This window comes from Halomonas sp. TG39a (genome assembly GCF_000744395.1).
Lineage (GTDB): Bacteria > Pseudomonadota > Gammaproteobacteria > Pseudomonadales > Halomonadaceae > Vreelandella > Vreelandella ventosae_B.
On sequence record NZ_JQLV01000001.1, the window covers coordinates 2173687 to 2195500 of the forward strand.

General features: G+C 54.3%; 21 protein-coding genes. 9 read left to right on the plus strand and 12 right to left on the minus strand.

Going from position 1 to position 21814, the window contains the following annotated elements; all coding sequences use genetic code 11:
• Nucleotides 1-182 precede the first annotated feature (182 nt).
• Nucleotides 183-1253 (plus strand): endonuclease/exonuclease/phosphatase family protein, encoded by a 1071-nt coding sequence (locus tag U738_RS09685; protein WP_035579657.1) that lies wholly within the window; start codon nucleotides 183-185, stop codon nucleotides 1251-1253.
• 36 nt (nucleotides 1254-1289) lie between these two features.
• On the opposite strand, the gene U738_RS09690 is transcribed toward U738_RS09685, so the two are convergent.
• Entirely contained in the window at nucleotides 1290-2666 is a 1377-nt protein-coding gene (locus U738_RS09690; RefSeq protein ID WP_035579659.1) for a class II fumarate hydratase, read from the minus strand.
• 266 nt (nucleotides 2667-2932) lie between these two features.
• Here U738_RS09690 and U738_RS09695 point away from each other — a divergent pair, with 266 nt between their 5' ends.
• Entirely contained in the window at nucleotides 2933-3307 is a 375-nt protein-coding gene (locus tag U738_RS09695) for a phasin family protein (RefSeq protein WP_035579661.1), read from the plus strand.
• A 102-nt stretch (nucleotides 3308-3409) separates the two neighbouring features.
• Here U738_RS09695 and hda read toward each other — a convergent pair whose 3' ends face one another.
• Entirely contained in the window at nucleotides 3410-4117 is a 708-nt protein-coding gene (gene hda / locus U738_RS09700) for a DnaA regulatory inactivator Hda (RefSeq protein ID WP_035579662.1), read from the minus strand.
• A complete protein-coding gene (locus U738_RS09705; protein ID WP_035579664.1) occupies nucleotides 4114-5244 on the minus strand; it encodes an AI-2E family transporter in 1131 nt (376 codons plus the stop codon). The genes hda and U738_RS09705 overlap by 4 nt, the downstream gene beginning before the upstream one ends.
• A 299-nt stretch (nucleotides 5245-5543) precedes the next feature.
• On the opposite strand from U738_RS09705, the gene purM reads away from it, so the two are divergent.
• Complete coding sequence (purM, locus tag U738_RS09710; RefSeq protein ID WP_035579665.1) at nucleotides 5544-6611, plus strand: phosphoribosylformylglycinamidine cyclo-ligase; 1068 nt, start codon at nucleotides 5544-5546, stop codon at nucleotides 6609-6611.
• Entirely contained in the window at nucleotides 6608-7375 is a 768-nt protein-coding gene (gene purN / locus U738_RS09715; protein ID WP_035579666.1) for a phosphoribosylglycinamide formyltransferase, read from the plus strand. The genes purM and purN overlap by 4 nt, the downstream gene beginning before the upstream one ends.
• Nucleotides 7376-7461: 86 nt before the next feature.
• On the opposite strand, the gene dcd is transcribed toward purN, so the two are convergent.
• The 4 genes from dcd to cobA all read right to left on the minus strand — a co-directional run bounded on the left by dcd (nucleotide 7462) and on the right by cobA (nucleotide 11242).
• Complete coding sequence (gene dcd, locus U738_RS09720) at nucleotides 7462-8028, minus strand: dCTP deaminase (protein WP_035579668.1); 567 nt, start codon at nucleotides 8026-8028, stop codon at nucleotides 7462-7464.
• 11 nt (nucleotides 8029-8039) lie between these two features.
• Nucleotides 8040-8840, minus strand: a complete 801-nt coding sequence (gene apbC, locus U738_RS09725; protein ID WP_050713426.1) for an iron-sulfur cluster carrier protein ApbC — start codon at nucleotides 8838-8840, stop codon at nucleotides 8040-8042.
• 174 nt (nucleotides 8841-9014) lie between these two features.
• Complete coding sequence (locus tag U738_RS09730) at nucleotides 9015-10217, minus strand: kinesin K39 (protein ID WP_035579669.1); 1203 nt, start codon at nucleotides 10215-10217, stop codon at nucleotides 9015-9017.
• A gap of 203 nt (nucleotides 10218-10420) precedes the next feature.
• On the minus strand, nucleotides 10421-11242 hold the full coding sequence (gene cobA, locus U738_RS09735) for a uroporphyrinogen-III C-methyltransferase (protein WP_051912812.1): 822 nt from the start codon (nucleotides 11240-11242) through the stop codon (nucleotides 10421-10423).
• 245 nt (nucleotides 11243-11487) lie between these two features.
• Here cobA and U738_RS09740 point away from each other — a divergent pair, with 245 nt between their 5' ends.
• From U738_RS09740 to U738_RS09755, 4 genes are all read left to right on the plus strand, one after another.
• On the plus strand, nucleotides 11488-12390 hold the full coding sequence (locus U738_RS09740; RefSeq protein ID WP_035579672.1) for a GGDEF domain-containing protein: 903 nt from the start codon (nucleotides 11488-11490) through the stop codon (nucleotides 12388-12390).
• A 29-nt stretch (nucleotides 12391-12419) separates the two neighbouring features.
• Nucleotides 12420-12758 (plus strand): 4a-hydroxytetrahydrobiopterin dehydratase, encoded by a 339-nt coding sequence (locus U738_RS09745; protein ID WP_035579674.1) that lies wholly within the window; start codon nucleotides 12420-12422, stop codon nucleotides 12756-12758.
• Nucleotides 12759-13949, plus strand: coding sequence for an amino acid aminotransferase (locus U738_RS09750; RefSeq protein ID WP_035579677.1), 1191 nt, complete (start codon nucleotides 12759-12761; stop codon nucleotides 13947-13949).
• Between the two features lie 152 nt (nucleotides 13950-14101).
• Entirely contained in the window at nucleotides 14102-15586 is a 1485-nt protein-coding gene (locus tag U738_RS09755; protein WP_035579679.1) for a uracil permease, read from the plus strand.
• On the opposite strand, the gene U738_RS09760 is transcribed toward U738_RS09755, so the two are convergent.
• The 3 genes from U738_RS09760 to U738_RS09770 all read right to left on the minus strand — a co-directional run bounded on the left by U738_RS09760 (nucleotide 15583) and on the right by U738_RS09770 (nucleotide 18261).
• Nucleotides 15583-16917 carry an MATE family efflux transporter gene (locus U738_RS09760; protein ID WP_035583413.1) on the minus strand — a complete coding sequence of 445 codons (1335 nt, stop codon included), beginning with the start codon at nucleotides 16915-16917 and terminating at the stop codon, nucleotides 15583-15585. The genes U738_RS09755 and U738_RS09760 overlap by 4 nt on opposite strands.
• 93 nt (nucleotides 16918-17010) lie before the next feature.
• Nucleotides 17011-17595, minus strand: coding sequence for a YceI family protein (locus tag U738_RS09765; RefSeq protein ID WP_035579682.1), 585 nt, complete (start codon nucleotides 17593-17595; stop codon nucleotides 17011-17013).
• A 93-nt stretch (nucleotides 17596-17688) separates the two neighbouring features.
• Nucleotides 17689-18261 carry a cytochrome b gene (locus U738_RS09770; RefSeq protein ID WP_035579683.1) on the minus strand — a complete coding sequence of 191 codons (573 nt, stop codon included), beginning with the start codon at nucleotides 18259-18261 and terminating at the stop codon, nucleotides 17689-17691.
• A 354-nt stretch (nucleotides 18262-18615) separates the two neighbouring features.
• On the opposite strand from U738_RS09770, the gene U738_RS09775 reads away from it, so the two are divergent.
• Complete coding sequence (locus U738_RS09775; protein ID WP_035579686.1) at nucleotides 18616-18894, plus strand: hypothetical protein; 279 nt, start codon at nucleotides 18616-18618, stop codon at nucleotides 18892-18894.
• Between the two features lie 117 nt (nucleotides 18895-19011).
• Here U738_RS09775 and U738_RS09780 read toward each other — a convergent pair whose 3' ends face one another.
• Nucleotides 19012-20223 carry an O-succinylhomoserine sulfhydrylase gene (locus U738_RS09780; protein WP_035579688.1) on the minus strand — a complete coding sequence of 404 codons (1212 nt, stop codon included), beginning with the start codon at nucleotides 20221-20223 and terminating at the stop codon, nucleotides 19012-19014.
• A gap of 12 nt (nucleotides 20224-20235) precedes the next feature.
• Complete coding sequence (gene purF, locus U738_RS09785) at nucleotides 20236-21756, minus strand: amidophosphoribosyltransferase (RefSeq protein WP_035579689.1); 1521 nt, start codon at nucleotides 21754-21756, stop codon at nucleotides 20236-20238.
• Nucleotides 21757-21814 lie beyond the last annotated feature (58 nt).

The window sequence follows — 21814 nt, forward strand, 5'->3', positions numbered from 1 at the left end:
GCCTTGCAACGGATGCATATCTTACGCTTTCATCACTGAATTGCAAGCTCTTTTCTTTTGCGCCCCTCCCTCTTCCAAGCATTAACCCCATTACGAATAGATGTTCAATTCGACACCTGCAACCTTCTAGCGCTAGGCTTAGCGCTTCAATGTGCAGAGTGTTATCGATAGGGAGATAAACCATGCTGGGGATTTTGCTAGGAAGCATAGCGATCGCGCTGTTATTGGCGACGTTGATCGCACGCATACATTTACACTGGTGGTGGATTCGCAGTTTTGAATTTCCACGCCTGCAGATCGCGTTTCTAGCCTTAATCACCTGGATATTAACCGTTACCCTGGTTGAAACGGGCCCATGGCTATGGGTGGCCCTACTCGCCTCGGGCATCACTTTACTGGTGCAAGTCTACTATATCCTGCCATGGACGCCGCTGTGGCCTGTGCAGGTTAAAACGGCAGAGAGTGACGATGCCGATAAAAAGATCACGCTGCTAATCGCCAATGTGCTGACCCCTAATCGCCAGGCCCAAGCGCTGATCGATATGATCAAACAGCATCAGCCAGACATTGTATTAACACTGGAGTCCGACCAGTGGTGGCAGGATCAGTTGGATCCAGCACTCGCTGAGCAGTGGCCGCACAGTGTTAAAATTCCGCTCGACAATCTCTACGGCATGCACCTTTACTCGCATCTGGAGCTCACCGACACCTCCGTTGAGTGGCTGATTCAAGACGACATTCCGTCCATTCATACCCGAGTAACGCTAGCCAACGGCGAGAGTATTCGCTTCTACGCGCTGCATCCCCGGCCACCGGCGCCCAGCGAGAGTGAAAAATCCCTGTGGCGGGATGCTGAGCTGCTGCTGGTGGGTAAAAAGATTCATGAGGATCCGCGTGCAACGCTGGTTGCTGGGGATCTGAACGATGTGGCGTGGTCGCGTACTACACGACTTTTTTGCCGTGTTGGCGGCATGCTAGACCCACGCCGGGGACGCGGGTTGTTCAGCACCTTTCACGCTAAACACCCCGCGTTGCGCTGGCCGCTCGATCATATCTTTGTCACCGAGCACTTTACCTTGGTCGGCATGCAGCGGCTTCACTACTTCGGTTCCGACCACTTCCCGATACTGGCCACCTTTTGCTATCGACCCTCGCGCCAAGACGAGCATGAAACGCCTGAAGCCGATGCCGAGGAGCGCAGCGAAGCCAGCGAAACGATACAGGAAGGTAAAACCGAACAGCAGGAAACCTGAGCGCTGGCGAGCTTACGTCAGCTAACCTGATTCGCGTTACTCGGGGATGCCTCCCTGAGTTAACGCGGCCGGATCCAGCAGGCGCTCTAGCGTCTCTCGGTCAAGGTCAGTCTTCTCCTCTGCCACATCAATAATTGGCCGCCCCGCCTGGTAAGCCTCTTTGGCAATCGCCGCGGCGGCGTTGTAGCCAATGGCGCCATTTAACGCCGTCACCAAGATGGGATTCCTTGCCAGCGGGCCTTTTAAGTTATCTTCACGAACCTTAAAGGTGGCAATCGCACGGTCAGCCAGCAGCCGTGCGGTATTACTCATCAAGCTAATTGAGGTAAGCAAATTGGAAGCCACCAGCGGCAGCATTACGTTTAACTGAAAATTGCCACTCTGGCCTGCGACGGTAATCGCGGCATCCAAGCCTATGACTTGTGCGGCGGCCTGAGCGGCCGACTCGGGAATAACCGGGTTAACTTTCCCTGGCATAATCGAACTGCCGGGCTGTAGCGCCTCGAGCTCAATTTCCCCTAGCCCAGCCAGCGGCCCTGAATTCATCCAGCGCAAATCGTTAGCAATTTTCATAATGACGCAGGCCAAGCCTTTTAACTGCCCGGAAAGCTCTACCGCTGCATCCTGTGACGAGAGGCTGGCAAAGAAGCTGTCGTTAGGGGTGAACATCAATCCCGTCTGTTCGCTCAGCTCTTGCGCGATCTGCTCAGCAAAACCGATAGGAGCGTTGATCCCGGTACCTACGGCGGTGCCGCCCTGGGCTAACCGACACAGCCTTTTCATGGCGCTATCAAAGCGCTCAATGGCCTGGCTTAATTGGCTTGACCAGGCGCCCAGCTCTTGATCCATACGTAGTGGCATGGCATCCATGAGGTGAGTGCGGCCGGTTTTAACCACGTGGCTCAGCTCACTGGCGCGCTGGTCGATGGTGTCGCGCAGGTGAACCAGAGCTGGGCGTAGCGATTCGTGCACCGCAATGGCAGCCGACAGATGAATCGCTGTGGGAATCACATCATTGCTGGACTGCCCCATATTGACGTGATCGTTCGGGGTGACCTCAATGCCCTCTCGGCTGGCCAATGTCGCCAACACTTCGTTGACGTTCATATTGGTGGAGGTACCCGAACCGGTTTGAAATACGTCGATGGGGAAATGCTGGTCGTGCTTGCCCGTTAATACTTCGCGCGCGGCTTTTTGAATCGCCTCACCGCGGGCGCTATCAAGCCCCCCTAGCGTTTGATTTGCCCGGGCTGCCGCGAGTTTGATGCGGGCGACGGCGTGAATAAAGGCTGGGGGCATAGGCGAATGAGAGACGGGAAAGTTATTAATTGCCCGCTGGGTCTGCGCGCCATAAAGGGCTTCAGCAGGTACTTCCAGTTCGCCCATGCTATCGCGTTCCATCCGTGTTGCCATTGCTCTTTCTCCCATCAGTGAGATTAGTAGAGCTGTCTATCTGAGCCTAGAACCACTCTTTCGTTCGCTAGCGCAAAACCACATCGGCCACCTTCAAGCTAGCGGGTTAGGCGAGGCGGGTAAATGCTAAAAGCTAAAATGTTGCACTGCACAAAAACAGTTGCTATGCTGCAACGCAAGATAGCTTAAAAAGCTAACCACTCAACAAGCAGCGCCAACCTCTGGATAGCTGCTTTTGGCAAGACCAAACCCTGGAGGGTATGACGATGCGCACATTAAATACTAACGAAATGACTCAGCAGTTTGACAACATGTTTATGGCGCCGGTACGCGCTTACATGGCGCTGAGCATCGATTACAGCGAAAAAATGATCAACGCTCAGATGGACGCCAGCAAAGCCTACGTCGATACCGGCATTGCGCAAATGCGTCAGATGATGGACGTGAAAGACGCGGAAGGTCTGCGCAGCTACATGGAAGGTCAGCAAAAAGTGGCTAAAGAGCTGGCTGAGCGTGTTAAGGGCGATACCGATAAAGTAGTATCGCTGCAGCAGGACTTTATCCAGAAAAGTCAGAAAATTACCGAAGACAACGTCAAGCAGGCCCAAACCGCCGCTAGCAAGTTAAGCAAAACCGCTTAACCGCCTATCGACTAAGCAAGCTGGTCAGTTAAGATGTATAAAACGCCTCTGTTAGCCCTCGCTGACAGGGGCGTTTTAGTGTCTGGCTTTTAACCAGCGGCCTCACCATCCGAGGGCAGATTTCACAAACGGAATGGTTAGCTTGCGCTTGGCTGACAGCGATGCTTTATCCAGCGTTTCCACTGCGCGACACAGCTCACCCAACTCGCGGGGGCCACGATGTAAAATATAGCGCCCAACGTCATCGGGTAGCTGCATCCCCCTCACGCTGGCGCGCAGTTTTAAAGCGGCCAAACGCTCATCGTCATCGTCTAAAGGGTGAACGTGGAACGTCACTCCCCAGGTCAACCGCGACGCCAAATCGGGTAACACCACGTTAAGCTGTCGCGGGGAGGCACTGGCGGCAATCACTAATTTTTTGCCCGCATCTCTTAGCCGGTTAAAGGCGTGAAACAGCGCCTCCTCCCAGCGCTTGCGACCCATCACGCACTCCAGGTCATCAATGGCGACAATATCCAGGCGTTCTATATCTTCCAGCATTAATGGCGGGAAGTGGCCCAAGTCATCCAGCGGTAAGTAAAGCGCGCGTTTATCGGCATCTGATGCCGCATGGCACGCTGCCTGGAGCAGATGGCTACGCCCCACCCCTGGCGCCCCCCATAAGTAAAGAAACTGCTCCCCCTCAGGGGTGAGCTGCTGGGTAAGGTGTTCCACCAGCGGGGTATTCGAACGCGCTACATAGTAGTTATCAAAGGTCGCGTCATCGCGCAGGCCAATTCCCAGAGGAAGCTGTGCCGGTACTCGGCTCATGGTGACTCCCGTCCATCATGATGTCCCAGCTCATCATGGTGCGAAGAACTGACCTCAATGATTGAGCTATGTTTATCGGTATTATTTTCGTCGTATAGCTCGCTATCCTGATAGCGAACCTTCACCTCTTTTAGCAGCACTAGGATCACCGCGGCCACCGGCAGCGCCAACAACACCCCTGTTAAGCCGAACAGATTGCCCCCCGCCAATACGGCGAATATAACCGCGACCGGGTGCAGGCCAATTTTATCACCCAATAATTTAGGCTGCAGAATCACGCTCTCGGCCATTTGACCAATACTAAACACCAGGATAACCCCTAGCACCGCCCACCAGGTGGCGTATTGAAACAGCGCGACAACAAGCGCAATTACCAAGCCAACAATAAAGCCCAAGAACGGCACAATGCTAACCAGCCCGGACACAAAGCCGATCAACAGACCAAAATTCAGCCCCATCAGTGTTAAGCCCACTGCATAAATAATCCCTAAACAGAGCATCACCAGCAGCTGTCCACGTAAAAACGACGACAGCACCTCATCGCAGCGACGCGCCAGCCGGAAGGTGTCGTCCGCCCACTGGCGGGGTATGAGGTTAGCGATATTGGTCAGCAGCCGGTTCCAGTCCAACAGCAAATAGAAGGTAACCACCGGGATCAGTGCCACATAGGTGATCCAAGACGCAAAGGCCATACCGGAACGGCCTATGTGACCAAGCGCCTGCGCTAAGTAGCCGCCAGCATCACGCCAGTTTTCGACCAGCGTCTCACGCACATTGGTTAACTCAGCGGTTAAGTCATAGCCTGTCCACTCTTGTACCTGAGGAGCGAGAGTATTTTCTACCCAATTAAAGATACCAGGAATAGCCTCGCCCAGCTGTTTAAGCTGCTGAACAAGCAGCGGTATTAATATCAACAAACTCGCCACAAGCACGACCAACAGTACTAAAAACACGCTACTCACCGCGACTGGCCGATTCATGCCCCAGCGTTGGAAACGATTAGCCAGCGGATCAGCTAAGTAAGCGAGAATCATCCCAGCAATAAAAGGCATCAGAACCGCATCTAACAAATAGATTAAACCGCCTATCACCACCAAAAATAGGACACCCCACCAAGAATTCCGCATAGTTCCCTCTCTAACGTGAATTTAAACTGCTGTTTTTCGCTTATCGTGGCTATGTGCGCTTATCGCTACTGTTGTTACTCATATACTCTGGCTCATCTACGCTTACTTACCTACTCTCACTTACTTACTCTCACTTGCCTACTATGCCGGATATTAAGGAAAGTCGCTCGTACGCTTTTCATCCTATGCAACAGCGGTGCGACACGGACCTCTGAGTGTTACAATCCGCTCCAGTTACTTCCAGCACTGGCCTCGTCGCCAGCACTACTAGCACCGCTATTTGCTTCACAGGATCTGTCATGACCGAGACCTCCTCTTCTTCGTCTACTCCTTCCCTCAGCTATAAGGACGCAGGCGTCGATATTGATGCCGGTAACGCCCTGGTTGACCGCATTAAACACGTTGCCAAACGCACGACTCGCCCAGAAGTCATGGGTGGCCTTGGCGGTTTTGGCGCGCTATGCGAAATACCCGCGGGCTACCGGCAGCCCGTACTTGTCTCAGGTACCGATGGCGTCGGCACCAAGCTGCGCCTGGCGATGGACCTTGGCAAACACGACACCATCGGTATTGACTTGGTTGCTATGTGTGTCAACGATCTCATCGTAGCGGGCGCCGAACCGCTACTATTTCTCGACTACTATGCCACGGGTAAGCTTGATGTGGATATTGCTGCTGACGTTGTCACCGGCATTGGCGCTGGTTGCGAACTGGCAGGCTGCGCCCTGGTAGGCGGCGAAACCGCCGAAATGCCGGGCATGTACGCAGGTAGTGACTACGATTTAGCGGGTTTTTGCGTGGGCGTCGTTGAAAAAGCCGACATCTTAGATGGCAGTAAAGTGGCCGAAGGCGATGTCATTTTGGGGCTTGCGTCATCGGGGCCACACTCCAACGGCTACTCGCTGATTCGTAAAATTCTCGAGGTCAGCGACGCTTCGCTAGCAACCGACATCGACGGCAAAACCCTCGGCGATGCGCTGATGGCTCCTACCCGCATCTATGTTAAATCACTGCTCTCCTTAATGCGCGGCAGCGATATTGCCGTACACGCGCTCTCGCACATCACCGGTGGCGGGCTGCTTGAAAACATTCCCCGCGTACTGCCCGACAACCTCGCGGCGCACATTGATATTGCCAGTTGGCAGCGCCCAGCCGTATTTGATTGGCTGCAGGCAAACGGCAACGTGAGTGAAACCGAAATGCACCGCGTGCTTAACTGCGGTATTGGCATGGTGGTGGTGGTACCGCAACAGCAAGCAGAGCAGGCGGTGGCGCATCTGGAAGCCGAAGGCGAATCCGTTTATCGCCTAGGCCAGATCGTTGAGCGCCAAGGGGACGCCGTTATTTTGGAGAACCTCTCGGCATGACCAATACGGACTACCAGAGCGATACCATTAAAGACGTAACGCCAGAGCCCCTCGGCGCACGCCGTATCGTGGTACTTATCTCAGGCAGTGGCAGCAATCTTCAGGCGCTGATTGATGCTCAGTCTCACGACCGCTTAGGCGGCGGTGAGATTGTCGCGGTAATTTCCAATATCGCTGACGCCTATGGCCTGAAGCGCGCCCATGAAGCGGGCATTGAAGCGGTCGCGCTTCCTCATCGGGAGTACGATAGTCGCGAAGCCTACGACGGTGCCTTGATCAAAGTCATTGAGCGCCACGAGCCGGACCTGATCATCCTGGCGGGCTTTATGCGCATTTTGACGCCTCGCTTTGTGCAGCGCTTCCTAGGCCGAATGCTGAATATCCACCCTTCGCTGCTGCCAGCTTACCAAGGGCTCAACACCCACGCCCGTGCCCTGGCAGACGGCGTTGCCAGCCACGGCTGTAGCGTTCACTTCGTCACCGAAGAGCTAGACGGTGGCCCGGTAGTACTGCAGGCGGAGCTGCTGGTCAGCGATGACGACAGCGCGGAAACACTGCAAGAGAAGGTTCGCGCCCGCGAGCATCTGATCTATCCCATTGCAGTGCAGTGGTTTTTGGAAGGCCGGCTGCAGTTCAGCGCCGAAGGCGCCAAGATGGATGGCCATCTGCTGCCAGAACATGGGATGCGGCTTTCCCACGCCGACGCAGCGGAAGAGCTTGATGAAGACCTTGATGAAGAAGTCGACGAAGAGCCCCAGGGCTAGACTGGCATCGTCGCTATAAGCATTAAAAATGCGCCTTACGGTTTTGCCGTAAGGCGCATTTTTTTGTAGCAACGCATTGCGTATAACTAGGTACGCGGCAAGGTCACCCCACGCTGCCCCATATACTTCCCACCTCGGTCTTTATACGACGTTTCGCACACTTCGTCGGACTCTAGGAACAGCATCTGCGCGACGCCCTCATGGGCATAGATTTTTGCCGGCAGATTGGTGGTGTTAGAGAATTCCAGGGTAACGTGGCCTTCCCACTCGGGCTCCAGCGGTGTCACGTTGACAATAATGCCACAGCGCGCGTAAGTGGATTTACCCAAACAAATAGTCAGCACGTTACGGGGAATACGAAAGTACTCCACCGTGCGCGCCAGCGCGAAAGAGTTGGGCGGAATAATGCATACGTCGCCTTTAATATCGACGAAGCTTTTCGCATCGAACGCTTTGGGGTCGACAATCGCTGAGTGAATATTAGTGAAGACTTTAAATTCATCTGAGCAACGCACGTCGTAGCCATAGCTAGACGTGCCGTAGGAGATCACCCGCTGGTCATTCACATAGCGCACTTGCTCGGCTTCAAACGGCTCGATCATCGCGTCGCTTTTGGCCATGCGACGAATCCAATTATCAGATTTGATACTCATTTATTTCGTTATCACTCACTAAAAGAAATAGTTGGGCCGTCGCCTTGGTTCGCGCTAACCGCTTCAGCGACTTTTTGGGCGATAGCAGCGAAGGTTTGACTCACCGAGCCTTCAGGTTCAGAGACGACGCTCGGACGCCCCGAATCCGTTAGCTCACGGATGGAGAGCGTCAGCGGCAATCGTCCAAGCACTTGGGTATCGTATTCCTGGGCGATACTGTCGCCACCGCCGGTGCCGAAAATAGCCGCTTCGTGGCCGCAATTTTCACAGTGGTAGAGGCTCATATTTTCCACCACACCAAGCACCGGCACATTAACCTTGCGGAACATTTCGATCCCTTTACGGGCATCTAACAACGCGATGTCCTGGGGGGTGGTCACAATTACCGCGCCTGCAACCGGCACTTTTTGAGCCAAGGTCAGTTGGATATCACCGGTGCCTGGGGGCATGTCGATCAACAGAAAATCGAGATTATCCCATTGGGTCTGCGTCAGCATCTGCTGGAATGCGCCCACCACCATCGGCCCACGCCACACCATTGGCTCGCGAGTATTGACCATAAACGCCATCGACATAGCCTGAATACCATGGGCCTGGAGCGGTAGAAATTTGTCATTACTGGCCGCCTGAGGGCGCGTGCCCTCTTTAACACCGAGCATTTGCGCCTGACTGGGCCCGTAGATATCCGCATCCAGGACACCCACGCGGTAGCCTTGTGCTGCCAAGGCTAACGCCAAATTAACGGTGACGGTGGATTTTCCCACACCGCCCTTGCCCGATGCCACTGCAATAATATGCTTAACCCCATCCATTCAATGGCACTCCTCGTTTGATGCTGTTAACAACTGCATTTGGATTTGTGTGAATGATACGCCTCGTAGCCCCAATCATAAACCAACACAAGAGGGCGGATGCCGGTTCCCCGACATCCGCCCTCTCTTTGCTAACATGAAAGGTGCGTCAGCGTATTACTCTTTAGCCAACTATTAGCCAGCGTTTTGCTGCGCCTCTTCACTGCCACCATCGCTGTCGTTGGCGCTTTCACTAGAAGAGCCTTCATCTGACGAGCCATTCTCTGACGAACTATCTTCTGAGGAACCATCTTCAGAGCCGCCGTTCTGTGAAGAGCTGCCCTGTGAAGATGAGGCATCCTCACCCGCTGACTGCTCCGCATCGGCCAAGCGACTGTCGAGCGTGGACAACTCATCGCGCCATTCGCTTAACTGGCCCTCTAAACGCTCCAGCTGGCTTTCACGCTCTTCAATATCGCTTTCAACACTCGACACTTCCTCGCGGCCCATCTCCAAAGCGACCATAACGTCATCGAGCTCGCTGCGCACATCGCTCAAGCTCTGCTCTTCCTCTTCGCGAAGCGCCGTTAGCGAATCAACTTCGTTTTGCAGCTCATCGCGTTCGCTAGTGATGGAATCACGCTCGCTTTTTAACTCATCAAGCTCGCTTTGGGCAGTTGAGATTTCTTCTTCTAAACTGCTTAGCTGTTCATTTGACTGGCTAATCTGCTCTTCTAGCCCGGACAGCTCCTCTTCCGTGTTGTCCAGCTCTTCAACCGCTTGCTGACGCTGCTCCTCGGCTTCCTGACGGGCGGCTTCAGCCTCCTGACGAGCTTCTTCAGCGCTAGAACGCGCTTCTTCTACTTGCTGGAGAGTACTTTCCGCCTCATCGCGAGTACTGGTGATCTCATCGCGCTCTTCGCGCAGCGCGCTCATCTCACTGTCAGCGCTCTCTACTTGCTCATTAAGAGAAGCGATTTCCTCTTCCAACGCATTTCGCTCGGATTCAAGTTCTTCTAACCGCGACTGCACATCGCTGACATTAGTTTGAGCACTCTCAAGCGACGAGCTGGCCTCTTGCTGCTGAGCCTCAAGGGACGCCATCTCCTCTTGCAGCGCGGCTAAATTGGTTTCAGCTTCCTCAATTTCGCGAATGCGCTGGCTCATTTGGCTGTTTTCCTGCTCAGCGCTGGCAAGCTGCTCTTCTAAGCTATCGACGCGATCCTGGCGGGAGCCTGCATTAGACTGCGCCATAATCGCCCAGATAACCGCGATGGCGGCGATACCGGCAATCGCCTTTACGCGGTTATCTTGAAAAAGGGTTTTCATGCCTGGCTTTTTAGCCGGCTCTGGCTTGTTGGTAGGCGGCTGGTGATCCGAGTGGTTTGCTTCCGACATTATGCGTTCCTCTATGGTCTAAGCTAACGTTTGTCCAAGCTAGCGATGATCAAATGCGTAATGATCAAATACCTAAATAATGCGCTAGCCGTGGATGATCTCCCCTTTCAGCATACACAGCTCTCTGCATCTAGCCAGTCTGTTTGCAAAATCGTGTACAAATGTTGCAGCAGTGTTACCAGCTGGGCAGGCATACCCACTGTTTAGCCGGACGGCGGATGCTTGCCCTCATGAAAGCCAGAGGCCTCTCCATTCAGCACATCAAACCAATCCAACGTGGTATGCAGGGATACCACGCTGCCCACTATCATCAGCGTAGGCGGCTTAATATGACCCGCCAAGAAAGTATCAGGTAGCGCCGATAGCGACCCTACGTGGGTAAGCTGTTGGCGGGTGGTTCCCTGCTCAATGAGCGCCAGCGGTGTTTCGGGCGCTAAGCCGTGCTCAATCAGCGCTTGGCTAATCACCCTAACGCTGCCCAGCCCCATATAAAACACCAAGGTTTGCCCAGGCCGCGCTAGCGCATCCCAGTCAAGCTCACACTCGCCCTGCTGCAAATGCCCGGTGACAAAACGCACCGACTGGGCATGATCGCGATGGGTTAAGGGTATGCCTGCATACGCGGCACAGCCTGAGGCTGCGGTCACCCCTGGAATCACTTCCACGCTCACTTGTGCCGCCACCAGTGCTTCAAGCTCTTCTCCGCCGCGGCCAAAAATAAATGGATCGCCGCCTTTCAAGCGCACGACACGTTTACCCTGCTGAGCCCACTTAACTAGCGCCTGATTAATCCCCTCTTGGGGAACGCTGTGCAGCGAGCGTGCCTTACCCACATAAAAGCGCTGCGCCTGTGGCGGTATAAAGGCGACAATTTCATCGCTCACCAAGCGGTCGTACAGCACCACTTCAGCGGACTGAAGGCGCTTATACGCTTTTAGCGTTAACAACTCTGGATCGCCAGGGCCTGCGCCCACTAAACTGACCAAGCCGTATGGCTGAGACGTTTGCTCTCGTCCTGCTTCCAAGAAACCACCCCAGGAATAAAAAAGGTTTTTGATATGCAAAAAAGTAATTAATTTTACCACTAAATGCCAATAACGCCTTGCCTGTTGCTTAGAATACAATCGAATATATATAAGAATAGAACATATATATTCTAAAAAAATATAGATAATAGCCATTTTGTCTGCAATGGCTTACATCCTGATTACGTATTTAGGGCTAATCTTCACGATCGAATTTAAATTGGCATATGCTTGGAGATTCACGCATGCCCGTGAATGATATAGACGCACCCCAGCGAGTCAGCGCAGACCACCTTGTTGCCCACATACCTGGCGTTATCTTCCAGTTTCACCGCGCTCGCAATGGTCACATGCGGTTCCCCTATTTAGAGGGCGGCGGCGCGGCTCTCAAACATATTGACCGCGATCTGCTCGCTGAAAATGCTGGCCAGCTGGTTGAGCAACTGACCGGCAACGACCATCCCAAGATAATGTCGGCGATCGAACGCTCGGCGCGCTGGATGCTGCCTCTCACTACACGCTTTCGGCTACCGTTTCCCAGACGCAAACCACACTGGATTGCGGTTAGCGCCCAGCCGAAGCCCGTTGTCGACGGTGTCCAGTGGAACGGCATAATGATGGATATTAGCGATCAGGTCGGCGAAGAGCAGCGACTGCGCAAACTATGCGATACAGACCCGCTGACCCAACTGCCCAATCGACGCAAACTGATGATGCACTTAACCCATGTTGCATCGCTTAGCACCCGTCACGGCACACCGCTCTCTATCATGATGATCGATATCGATCATTTTAAACGTCTTAACGACCGCTGGGGCCACCTGCATGGCGATGACGTGCTTAAACAGCTGGCACTGGACGCCCAGTCGCTGCTGCGCTGTGAAGACATGGTTGCCCGGCTGGGAGGGGAAGAGTTTATGGTCGTGCTGCCGCTCACCCCGCTGCAGCAATGCCATGCGCTTGCCGACCGCTTACGCCAAGCCATTAGTGTACGCGACTTCGGCATGGGTGCCGGTCAGGTAACGCTGAGCATAGGGGTTGCCGAATACCGCTGCGGTGAGCCTCTCACCAGTTTGATCGAACGCGCCGACCAAGCGCTGTATAGTGCCAAAGACGTTGGTCGCGACTGCGTTTGCCATCTACGCTAAAGGAAATCCCCAAGCGCAGGAGGCAAACGATGACCACTTTAGCCAACGCTATTTGTGAACCGTGCAGCAAAGATGCTCAGCCGCTAAGCAAAGATGAAGCCCAAGAGCGGCTAAAAAGCCTCAGCCAGTGGCAGATTGTCGAGCACGATGGCATCATGAAGCTGTCGCGAAGTTTTAAATTCCGTGACTTTGTCAGCGCATTGGCGTTCACCCAAAGCGTTGGCGATATTGCCGAGCAGGCTGGCCATCACCCCGTTATCGTGACTGAGTGGGGCAAAGCCACCGTCACGTGGTGGTCTCACGCTATTAAAGGCCTGCATCTTAATGACTTCATTCTTGCCGCCAGAACCGACGAGGTAGCCGAATAAATGTTTGAGCATATTGAGCGAGTCCCAGGAGACGCCATTCTCGGGCTGATCGAAGCTTTCAAAAAAGATACCAATCCGCAAAAAGTGGATCTAGGTGTCGGTGTTTACCGCGATACCCAAGGCAATACGCCGGTAATGCGCGCCGTTAAGGAAGCAGAAGCTCGCCTGCTCAAGAATGAAACGACGAAAACCTATATCGGTTCTCACGGCGCCCCCAGCTACGGTGAAGTTGTCCTTCCCATGGTGTTTGGCGCTGAGTCACCGGTACTGAAAGCTAACCGTGCCAGCGCTACCCAATCGCCTGGCGGCACCGGCGCCCTGCGTTTAGCAGCCGACTTCATTTCCTCACAGTTGCCGGGCAAAGGTATCTGGGTCAGCGACCCTACGTGGCCCAACCACCACGGTATTTTTACCGCGGCAGGTATTGAGCTACACAAGTACCCCTACGTTGACCCCGACAACCGTCTTGATTTTGACGGCATGCGTGCAGCGCTAAAAAGTATTCCGGAAGGCGATGTAGTGGTACTCCACGCCTGCTGCCACAACCCGACCGGATTTGATCTTTCCCACGCCCAGTGGCAGGAAGTGCTAGAGATTGTCCGTGAACGCAAGCTACTGCCGCTGATCGACTTTGCCTATCAGGGCTTTGGCGAAGGTCTGGATGAAGACGCCTACGGGGTACGCCTGCTGGCGGAAAACCTCGACGAAGCGATCATCACCAGCTCTTGCTCGAAGAACTTCGGTATTTATTGTGAGCGTACCGGCTGCTTGATCATGGTGGCAAAAGACAGCGAGCAGATGGATAACATTCGCTCACAGGCCGCCATCGTTGCCCGGGAAAACTACTCAAACCCGCCTGCTCACGGTGGCGCTATCGTCAGCGAGATTCTCCATGACGCCGAGCTTACCGCGCTATGGCGTGAAGAGCTCACCGAAATGCGCGATCGTATTAATACCCTACGTCGCGACTTCGTAGAAGCGCTAAAACCCTACGGGCTTGACGAGAAGTACGCCTGCGTTGCCGAGCAGCGTGGCATGTTCTCCTACACCGGCTTAACGCCGGAACAGGTAGATCGTCTGCGCGATGAGTTTGGCATCTACATGGTGCGCTCAGGTCGCGCCAACGTCGCGGGCTTCTCCCAGGAGAACCTGCCCTACCTGGCTAAAGCGATCGCCGCTGTCAACGACTAGGTAGCTTCCGAGCACTTAACAAGTACTACCGCACTAAAAACGCCCAGGCCTTCCTGGGCGTTTTTGTGTGCAAGGCGCTTGACCGATCAGTCAGCTCTTCGGCACACTCAGCATCGCCTTGTATACAACCCACTATAACCAAGAGGCCTATCATGGCGGCTGCCAGCACCCCTTATCCCTGGTACAAAAAAGAAGACACCGACGCGTTCTTCGCCCTGTTTCAAAACAACATTGCCAACTTTGTGATTATCGCCATCACTATGCTGGGCATGGGATTTCCCTCCTCTATTGTCTATGGTCAAGTGCTGCCGGGCGCGGCAGTCGCGGTAATGGTGGGTAATTTCTACTATGCGTGGAGCGCGGCAAGACTGGCCCGTAAGGAGAACCGTGCCGATGTAACGGCGCTCTCTTACGGTATCTCAACGCCGGTCATGTTTGTGTTCCTATTCGGCGTACTGCTGCCCGCCAAACAGCTCACTGGTGATGCTGAAATGGCCTGGAAGGTGGCGGTCGCCGCCTGCTTTATTAGCGGCGCCATTGAAGCCGCGATCAGCGTGATTGGCCGCTGGGTGCAGTATCACTTGCCGCGCGCCGCCATGCTGGGTGCCGTTGCCGGTGTCGCCCTGACGTTTATCGCCGGTGAAATGCTGTTCAAAACCCTGGAAATGCCGGTTATTGGCCTGCTGGTGTTAGCGATCATTATTGTTGGGCTGGTCGCCAGAGTGAGCATGCCGTTTAAACTGCCCACCTCGCTATTCGCCATTATCGTCGGTACTGCCATGGCCTATTTGATTGGCGATGCCGGTACCGAACGCTTTAGCGATGCCTTTACCCACCTAGGCTTTTACCCGCTGCTTCCCAATCTAGCCTGGTTTGAAGGGCTGGGTTTACTGTTCACCAGCATGCTCGCAGTCTTGACCGTCGTTCTGCCGATCACGCTGTATAACGCTATTGAGACGATGAACAACGTGGAGGCGATGGAAGCCGCGGGCGATAAGTACGATGTACGCGAGTGTCAGGCAGTCGACGGTGCGGGCACCATGATCGGCGCCCTGTTTGGCGGCGTGTTTCCGACCACGGTCTATATTGCCACCGTGGGGGCCAAATGGATGGGCGCTGGCCGCGGCTATAGCCTGCTCAACGGCGCTGTCTATGCGCTGGCCACCATGTTCGGTTTAATCGCCGCCCTGGCCGCGATTATTCCCGTTTCAGTGGTCGCCCCGATTTTGGTCTTTGTCGGTATGTCGATGATTGCCACCGCGTTTCAAGCCAACGACACGCGCTACTATCCTGCCGTGGCGCTGGCCATGCTGCCCTACTTCGCCAACTACGTGATGACGCGCTTTAACCGCGGGGCTGGTGAGGTCGTTACCGATATCTCTAGCGCCATTGTGGTGATGGGCCAAGGGGCCATGTTTATGGCCATACTGCTCGGCGCCATGACGGTGTCGGTGATCGACCACCAGTTCCGACGCGCGGCTGCCTTTGCAGCTATAGCTGCAGGCTTCTCCTTCGTAGGGCTAATGCATGCCCCGGAGCTGTCACTCAATGCTGCCCCTGAGTTCGTGATGGGCTACCTGGGCATGGCACTGCTGTTTATCTACTTCTCATTTCAAGAAGCTGGTCGCCTGCGTTAATTGACGAATCCCGCCTGCCGATGCGGGCGGGACAGAATGCGCCGCATGACCTGCCACGCCATCAAGCCTGCCAGCAGGTTGCCTACGGCGGCGCCTGCCGCCAGCCCCCACCAACCGAAGAACTGTGAACCTAACCACAGGCAAGGGAGATAGCAAACAAACAGCCTAGCGCTGGATAGCAGCATCGCTCGCAGCGGCCAACCTAAGGCATTGCCCGCCGAGACCACGAGCATACACACGCCCAGTGCTGCGTAGCTAGGCAGCAGAAAGCGAATCAACAGAGTCAGCTCGTTTTGTACCTCTGGATTGCCCGCTAAGGCCATGGCCAGCCAGGGAGCTCCCAGGGCCAATACCACGCCAAGGCTAAGCTGCCAGACCAGTGCGACCTTTACCGCCAAGCGCATAAGCTGCTGTATCTGTCCCCAATCACCGGCGCCGTAGCAGCGCCCTAACCAAGGTGGCAGCGACATGGTCATGGCCAGGATGACCATCAGCGAAAGCGTCTCCAAACGGCTCGCCAAGCCCCACGCCGCTACTTCACTTTCACCCAGGCCCGCCACCACTGAGATAGCCAGCATCGCCGCCAGGGGTGGCATTAGTTGGCTGACCATAGCGGGGGCGGCAATGCCCGTAAAAGGCCGCCACGACTGTTTCGCTTCTCGCCACAAACCCTGTTGCGATGCCCACTCGCGTTTGAGTAATTTGCGCGTGGTCACCAACAGCCCCACTGAAAAGGCAATTGCCGTTGCCCAGGCAGCGCCAGGCAACCCCCAGCCTTCCCAATCGCCTACCCCAAAAATCAGCAGAGGATCGAGCACCAGGTTAACAAGGCTACTCAGCACCATCATTTTGCCCGGTAGGCGGGTATCGCCGTGGGCGCGAAAGACGCTATAGCTAAAGTAGAGCAGCGCTCCCAGCCACGCAGATAACAGCTGAGGCCCCCAGTAGATACGGATATACGAGAGCGTGGTGTCATCCGCACCCAGCAGTCGAAAAATGGGCACATGAAATAACCATAAAGCGATCGCTAACAGACCGATCACGCCACCGCCCGCCATTAACACCAAACTGCTTAAGCGCCTAGCGCGCTCCCCCTCTCCTGCGCCTAGCGCCCGGGAAATAAGCGCCGCGATGGCAATGCCCATACCCACCTGAATGCCAATAATCAGAAAGGACAGCGGAAAGGTGAACGACTGCGCGGCGAGGGGCGCGGTACCCAAGCGGGCAATAAACGCACTATCAACAAGTTGAAAACCCAATAACGCCAACACCCCAATGGCCATCGGCCAGGTTTGGCGCCATAGGGTTATCGCCAACTCGCGTTGCTGCATATCAATTGCCAAGCCAAGTCTCCTTTTATTCGCCTTTAACGCAAAAACGCCACCACCCCTAGCGGGGTGATGGCGCTTAACTAAAAGTACTCTTTACTGACGAATACCTTCAAACGTCACGTATAGCTCAAGCTCATGCATGGACTCAGGGAAGTCGCTCATATCGATGCCGTAATCGCCCAGGGTCAGCGTGGTGCTGCCCTCAAAACCAGCGCGGTAGTTGCCCCAAGGGTCATCGCCTTCACCCATCAGCGTAACCGGCATTTCAATCTCTTGAGTTTCGCCGTGCAGGGTTAGATCACCGGTCAAGACGCCTTCATTTTCACCCGTTGATTCAAAGCCTGTGGAGCTGAATGTGGCGGTAGGGAATTCACTGGCATTGAGGAAATCTTCGCTCAAGATATGGCGATCACGCTCGGCGTGGTTACTGGTCAGGCTATCCACCTGCACTTCGATTTCAGCAGAAGACGCGTCGAGATTTTCAGGATCATAGGCAAACTGACCATCGAACTCTTCAAAGCTGCCGAGAATGTAGGAGAAGCCCAGATGTGAAATTTTAAACTGGACAAAAGCGTGCTGGCCTTCGGTATCAATCTGATAATCAGCTGCCTGCGCTTGGCTCAAAGGTACCAGCGCTAAAGCGGCGATCGCTGATGCAAATGCTGTCTTCTTGAACATATTGAATTGCTCCTTGCTTTACTTAATAGGCACCGCGGGCATTCAATTATCTTACCCGCAGTGTTTAGAAAAACCTGTATACAGACAACGTCATTATCTTGGTGCGTTTTGATTGCCAGCTTGGCTATGCGCTGGGTTCAGCATACGTACCAACGCTTTATGTCGATTTAACCAGTGGTGCTTGAAGGCAGCGAGCGCGTGCCCACCCGCTAAAATCATTAGCACTAGAGCGCTATACCAGTGAACCTCACCTGCAAGGCTTGCCTGGTTGGGTAAGTCGTGTAGCAGCGCAGGCACCTCAAACCAACCAAACACACTGATGCCACGTCCATCGGCGGTAGAGATCAGGTAACCGCTCACCATAACCACTAATACAAGCACATAGAGAGCAATGTGACCGACATGGGCCGCAATAGTTTCTAAACGGTTGCCCTCTGCGTGGGGTGTCGGCTGGAGGAAGCGCCATACCAAACGTGCAAAGGTAGCAAACAGCAGCAAGATACCAATCGAGCGATGCACCCAAGGCCCCTGATTATACCAAGGGTCATAATAGCCCAGGTCGGTCATCCACCAGCCTAGTGCAAATAGACCAATAATGGTCAACGCGCTTAGCCAGTGAAATAGAATACTGACCAATCCCCAACCGTTGCGACTGTTACGCCACATTGTGCTATTCCTCATGTTATCTATGGCTGCTTCAACTTCGCCAACGCGTCTATCAGAGCTTGGATGACGCTACTCACCCACGCCCAGAACCTTACCGCTAGAAGCTAACGAAAACCGCTGAAAAAAGCAGAATCTTTCATTCGTAAAAACCATTGAATAACCAGATGACAATTTTTACGCAGTTCGCCTTTCTAAAAAATCAAAGACAATCCATCCTACAAAATCGAACAAATAGAGCAAATTTAATCAATTTTATAATTTTGTTTGCAGGCTTACTATTAGCGCATGTCCTAAGAGACATTGTGCAACGATCTCAAAAGCTGCACACAAATTTTCTATTAGAGAGCGCCAATCATGAAAAAAATTACCCTTATCACCGCTATTGCCATGACATTAACTTCTACTGCCGTTCTAGCTGAACAGGGCTCTGGCGAACTAAACCAGATTGTTCACCCTGGCTCTTCAGCGAATCACAGCACGGACAGCTTATACATGGCGCCGGCTGATTTGCCTTTAGTTAACGGCGATGCAGAGAAAAATAGCGTTGCTGCTCCGAACTCTCACGCCAATCGCTCTTCCGATAGTGAAGACCAGATTGCGCTGTCAGATCTGCCCCACCGCAACGCTTCTTGAAACAAATAATGGTGCTTTACTTACAAAGCATATGACCCATTAGGTTTCAGAAGTGCGAAAAAACCCACCTTCATAAAGGTGGGTTTTTCGTTTCTGCGCTGGATTGCTTAACACCCACTAGCTAGCCAGAACATCCAGCCCACGGGCAAGATCACGCTGGATATCGTGCTGGCTCTCAAGGCCTACCGCCACGCGAATAAGCCCTGGCGCAATACCCGCCGCATCTTTCTGCATATCCGATAAACGGCCATGGGTCGTCGTCGCAGGATGGGTAATGGTGGTTTTAACATCACCTAAGTTACCTGTGATGGACAACATGCGGGTCGCATCAATGACCTGCCACGCCCCCTCCTGGCCGCCCTTCACTTCAAAGCCCAATACGGCACCGAAGCCCTTTTGCTGCTGTTTAGCCAAGGCGTGCTGCGGATGATCTTCCAGGCCGCTGTAAAACACTTGCTTAACCGCTAGGTGAGCATCGAGCCAGCGCGCCAGGGTTAAGGCGTTTTCACAGTGGGCATTCATGCGTAGCGACAGGGTTTCCAGGCCCTTGGTAAAAATCCAGGCGTTGAAGGGGCTAAGGCAAGGCCCGCAGGTGCGCACCACGCCGAATACCTCCTCAAGCAGCGCATGGCTTCCTACCACGGCGCCACCAATGGCGCGGCCTTGACCGTCCAGATACTTGGTCGCCGAGTGAATAACCAAATCAGCGCCTAACGCTAGCGGCTGCTGAAGTGCCGGAGTCAGAAAGCAGTTATCGATGGCCAATAGCACATCATGACGCTTTGCCAACGCGGACAGAGCCGCAATATCGGCAATTTCTGAGCGCGGATTTGAGGGCGTTTCGGCAAACAGCAGACGCGTCTTAGGGGTAATCGCCGCTTCCCAGGCAGACATGTTGGAAAGCTCCACGTAGCGCGTGGTAATTCCAAACTTGCCGAGATACTTATCGAACAGACTCACCGTAGAGCCAAACAGCGACCGGGAAGCGACAATCTCGTCTCCCGCAGAAAGCAGCGCCAGCGCGGTGGAGAGAATAGCCGACATGCCCGAGCTGGTAGCCACGCAGCGTTCGCCGCCTTCAAGGGCCGCTAGGCGGCGCTCAAAGGTATGCACCGTTGGGTTGGTAAAGCGCGAGTAAACATTGCCAGGCTCTTGGCCACCAAATTTACGCGCCGCTTCGGCAGCGCTTTCGTAGACAAAGCTTGAGGTCGGAAAAATAGGCTCCGAGTGTTCCTGCTCGAAGGTGCGCTGATGGCCAGCCCGAATAGCCAGCGTCTCTAGCGACCACTCATCCTGGTGATTGTCTTCCTGGTGATTGTCATCATGCATAAGGCGTCTCTCCTAATCGTCCAGGTCATCGTCCTGATTGTGCATATCGACCAGGGCATGGTCACCGGCGCTTTGATCCTTGGCGGAATCATTGCGGCTAGCTTCCAAGGCAGCCAAGTAGGCGTCGTCGATATCACCAGTCACGTAGTTACCGTCAAACACCGAGCAATCAAACTCTTCCATCTCAGGGTTCACTTCACGGCAGGCCGATTTTAGATCTTCCAGGTTTTGATAGAAGATGCGATCAGCGCCGATTAGATCACCCACTTCCTCTTCGCTACGGCCATGAGCAATCAACTCAGACGCCGCTGGCATATCGATGCCATACACATTGGGGAAACGCACCGGCGGCGCCGCCGAGGCAAAATAAACTTTACGCGCCCCGGCATCACGGGCCATTTGAATAATCTGCTTACAGGTGGTGCCCCGCACTATGGAGTCGTCCACTAGCAGGACGTTTTTGCCTTTAAACTCAACGTCGATGGCGTTGAGTTTCTGGCGTACCGATTTTTTACGCTGGGTCTGCCCCGGCATAATAAAGGTGCGGCCAATATAGCGATTCTTCATAAACCCTTCGCGGTAGGTCACCCCCAGGTGCTGTGCCATTTCAAGAGCGGAGGTGCGCGAGGTATCGGGGATAGGAATCACCACATCAATATCGTGATCCGGCCACTCGTTGAGAATGCGGTCGCCCAACTTACGGCCCATCTGCATCCGGGTGCCGTACACATAGGCGCCGTCCAATAGGGAATCCGGACGCGCTAGATACACGTGCTCAAAAATGCACGAACGCAGCTGCGGGCGGTCAGCGCATACTTGAGTATGAATATTGCCCTCAATATCGACAAAGATGGCTTCGCCGGGCGACAAATCACGCTCAAGCTCGAAACCGCCCACGTCCAAGGCAACGGATTCAGAGGCGATCATTACCGCCTGACCGTTCTCCTCTTCGCGGGTACCAAACACCACCGGGCGAATACCGAAGGGGTCACGGAATGCCACCATGCCAAAGCCGTTAATAATCGCCACGGCGGCATAGCCACCTTTACAGCGACGATGAACACGACGCACGGCGTCAAAAATATCTTCCGCTTCCAGGTGCAATCCCTGTTTGCCAAGCTCGTGGGCAAATACGTTGAGCAGCACTTCGGAATCGGAGCTGGTATTGATATGACGCAGATCGGTGGAGAACAGCTCCTGCTTCAACTGCTCTGAGTTGGTCAGGTTGCCGTTATGCGCCAGCGCAATACCGTAAGGAGAGTTAACATAGAACGGCTGCGACTCGGCTTCGCTAGAAGAGCCTGCCGTCGGGTAACGCACGTGACCTATGCCTAGATTACCTTTTAGGCGGGCCATATGGCGGGTGTGAAAGACATCACGTACCAAGCCGTTACTCTTGCGCAGTAGGAAGCGTCCCTCGCTCCATGTCATCATGCCGGCAGCGTCCTGGCCACGATGCTGAAGTACGGTCAGGGCATCGTAGATTCCCTGATTTACCGCTTGCTTGCCCAGAAGGCCCACTATACCGCACATTCACGTTACCTCACTTAATGCCATGGCTTGCCTATACCTAAGCAAGCCCGAACGTTGG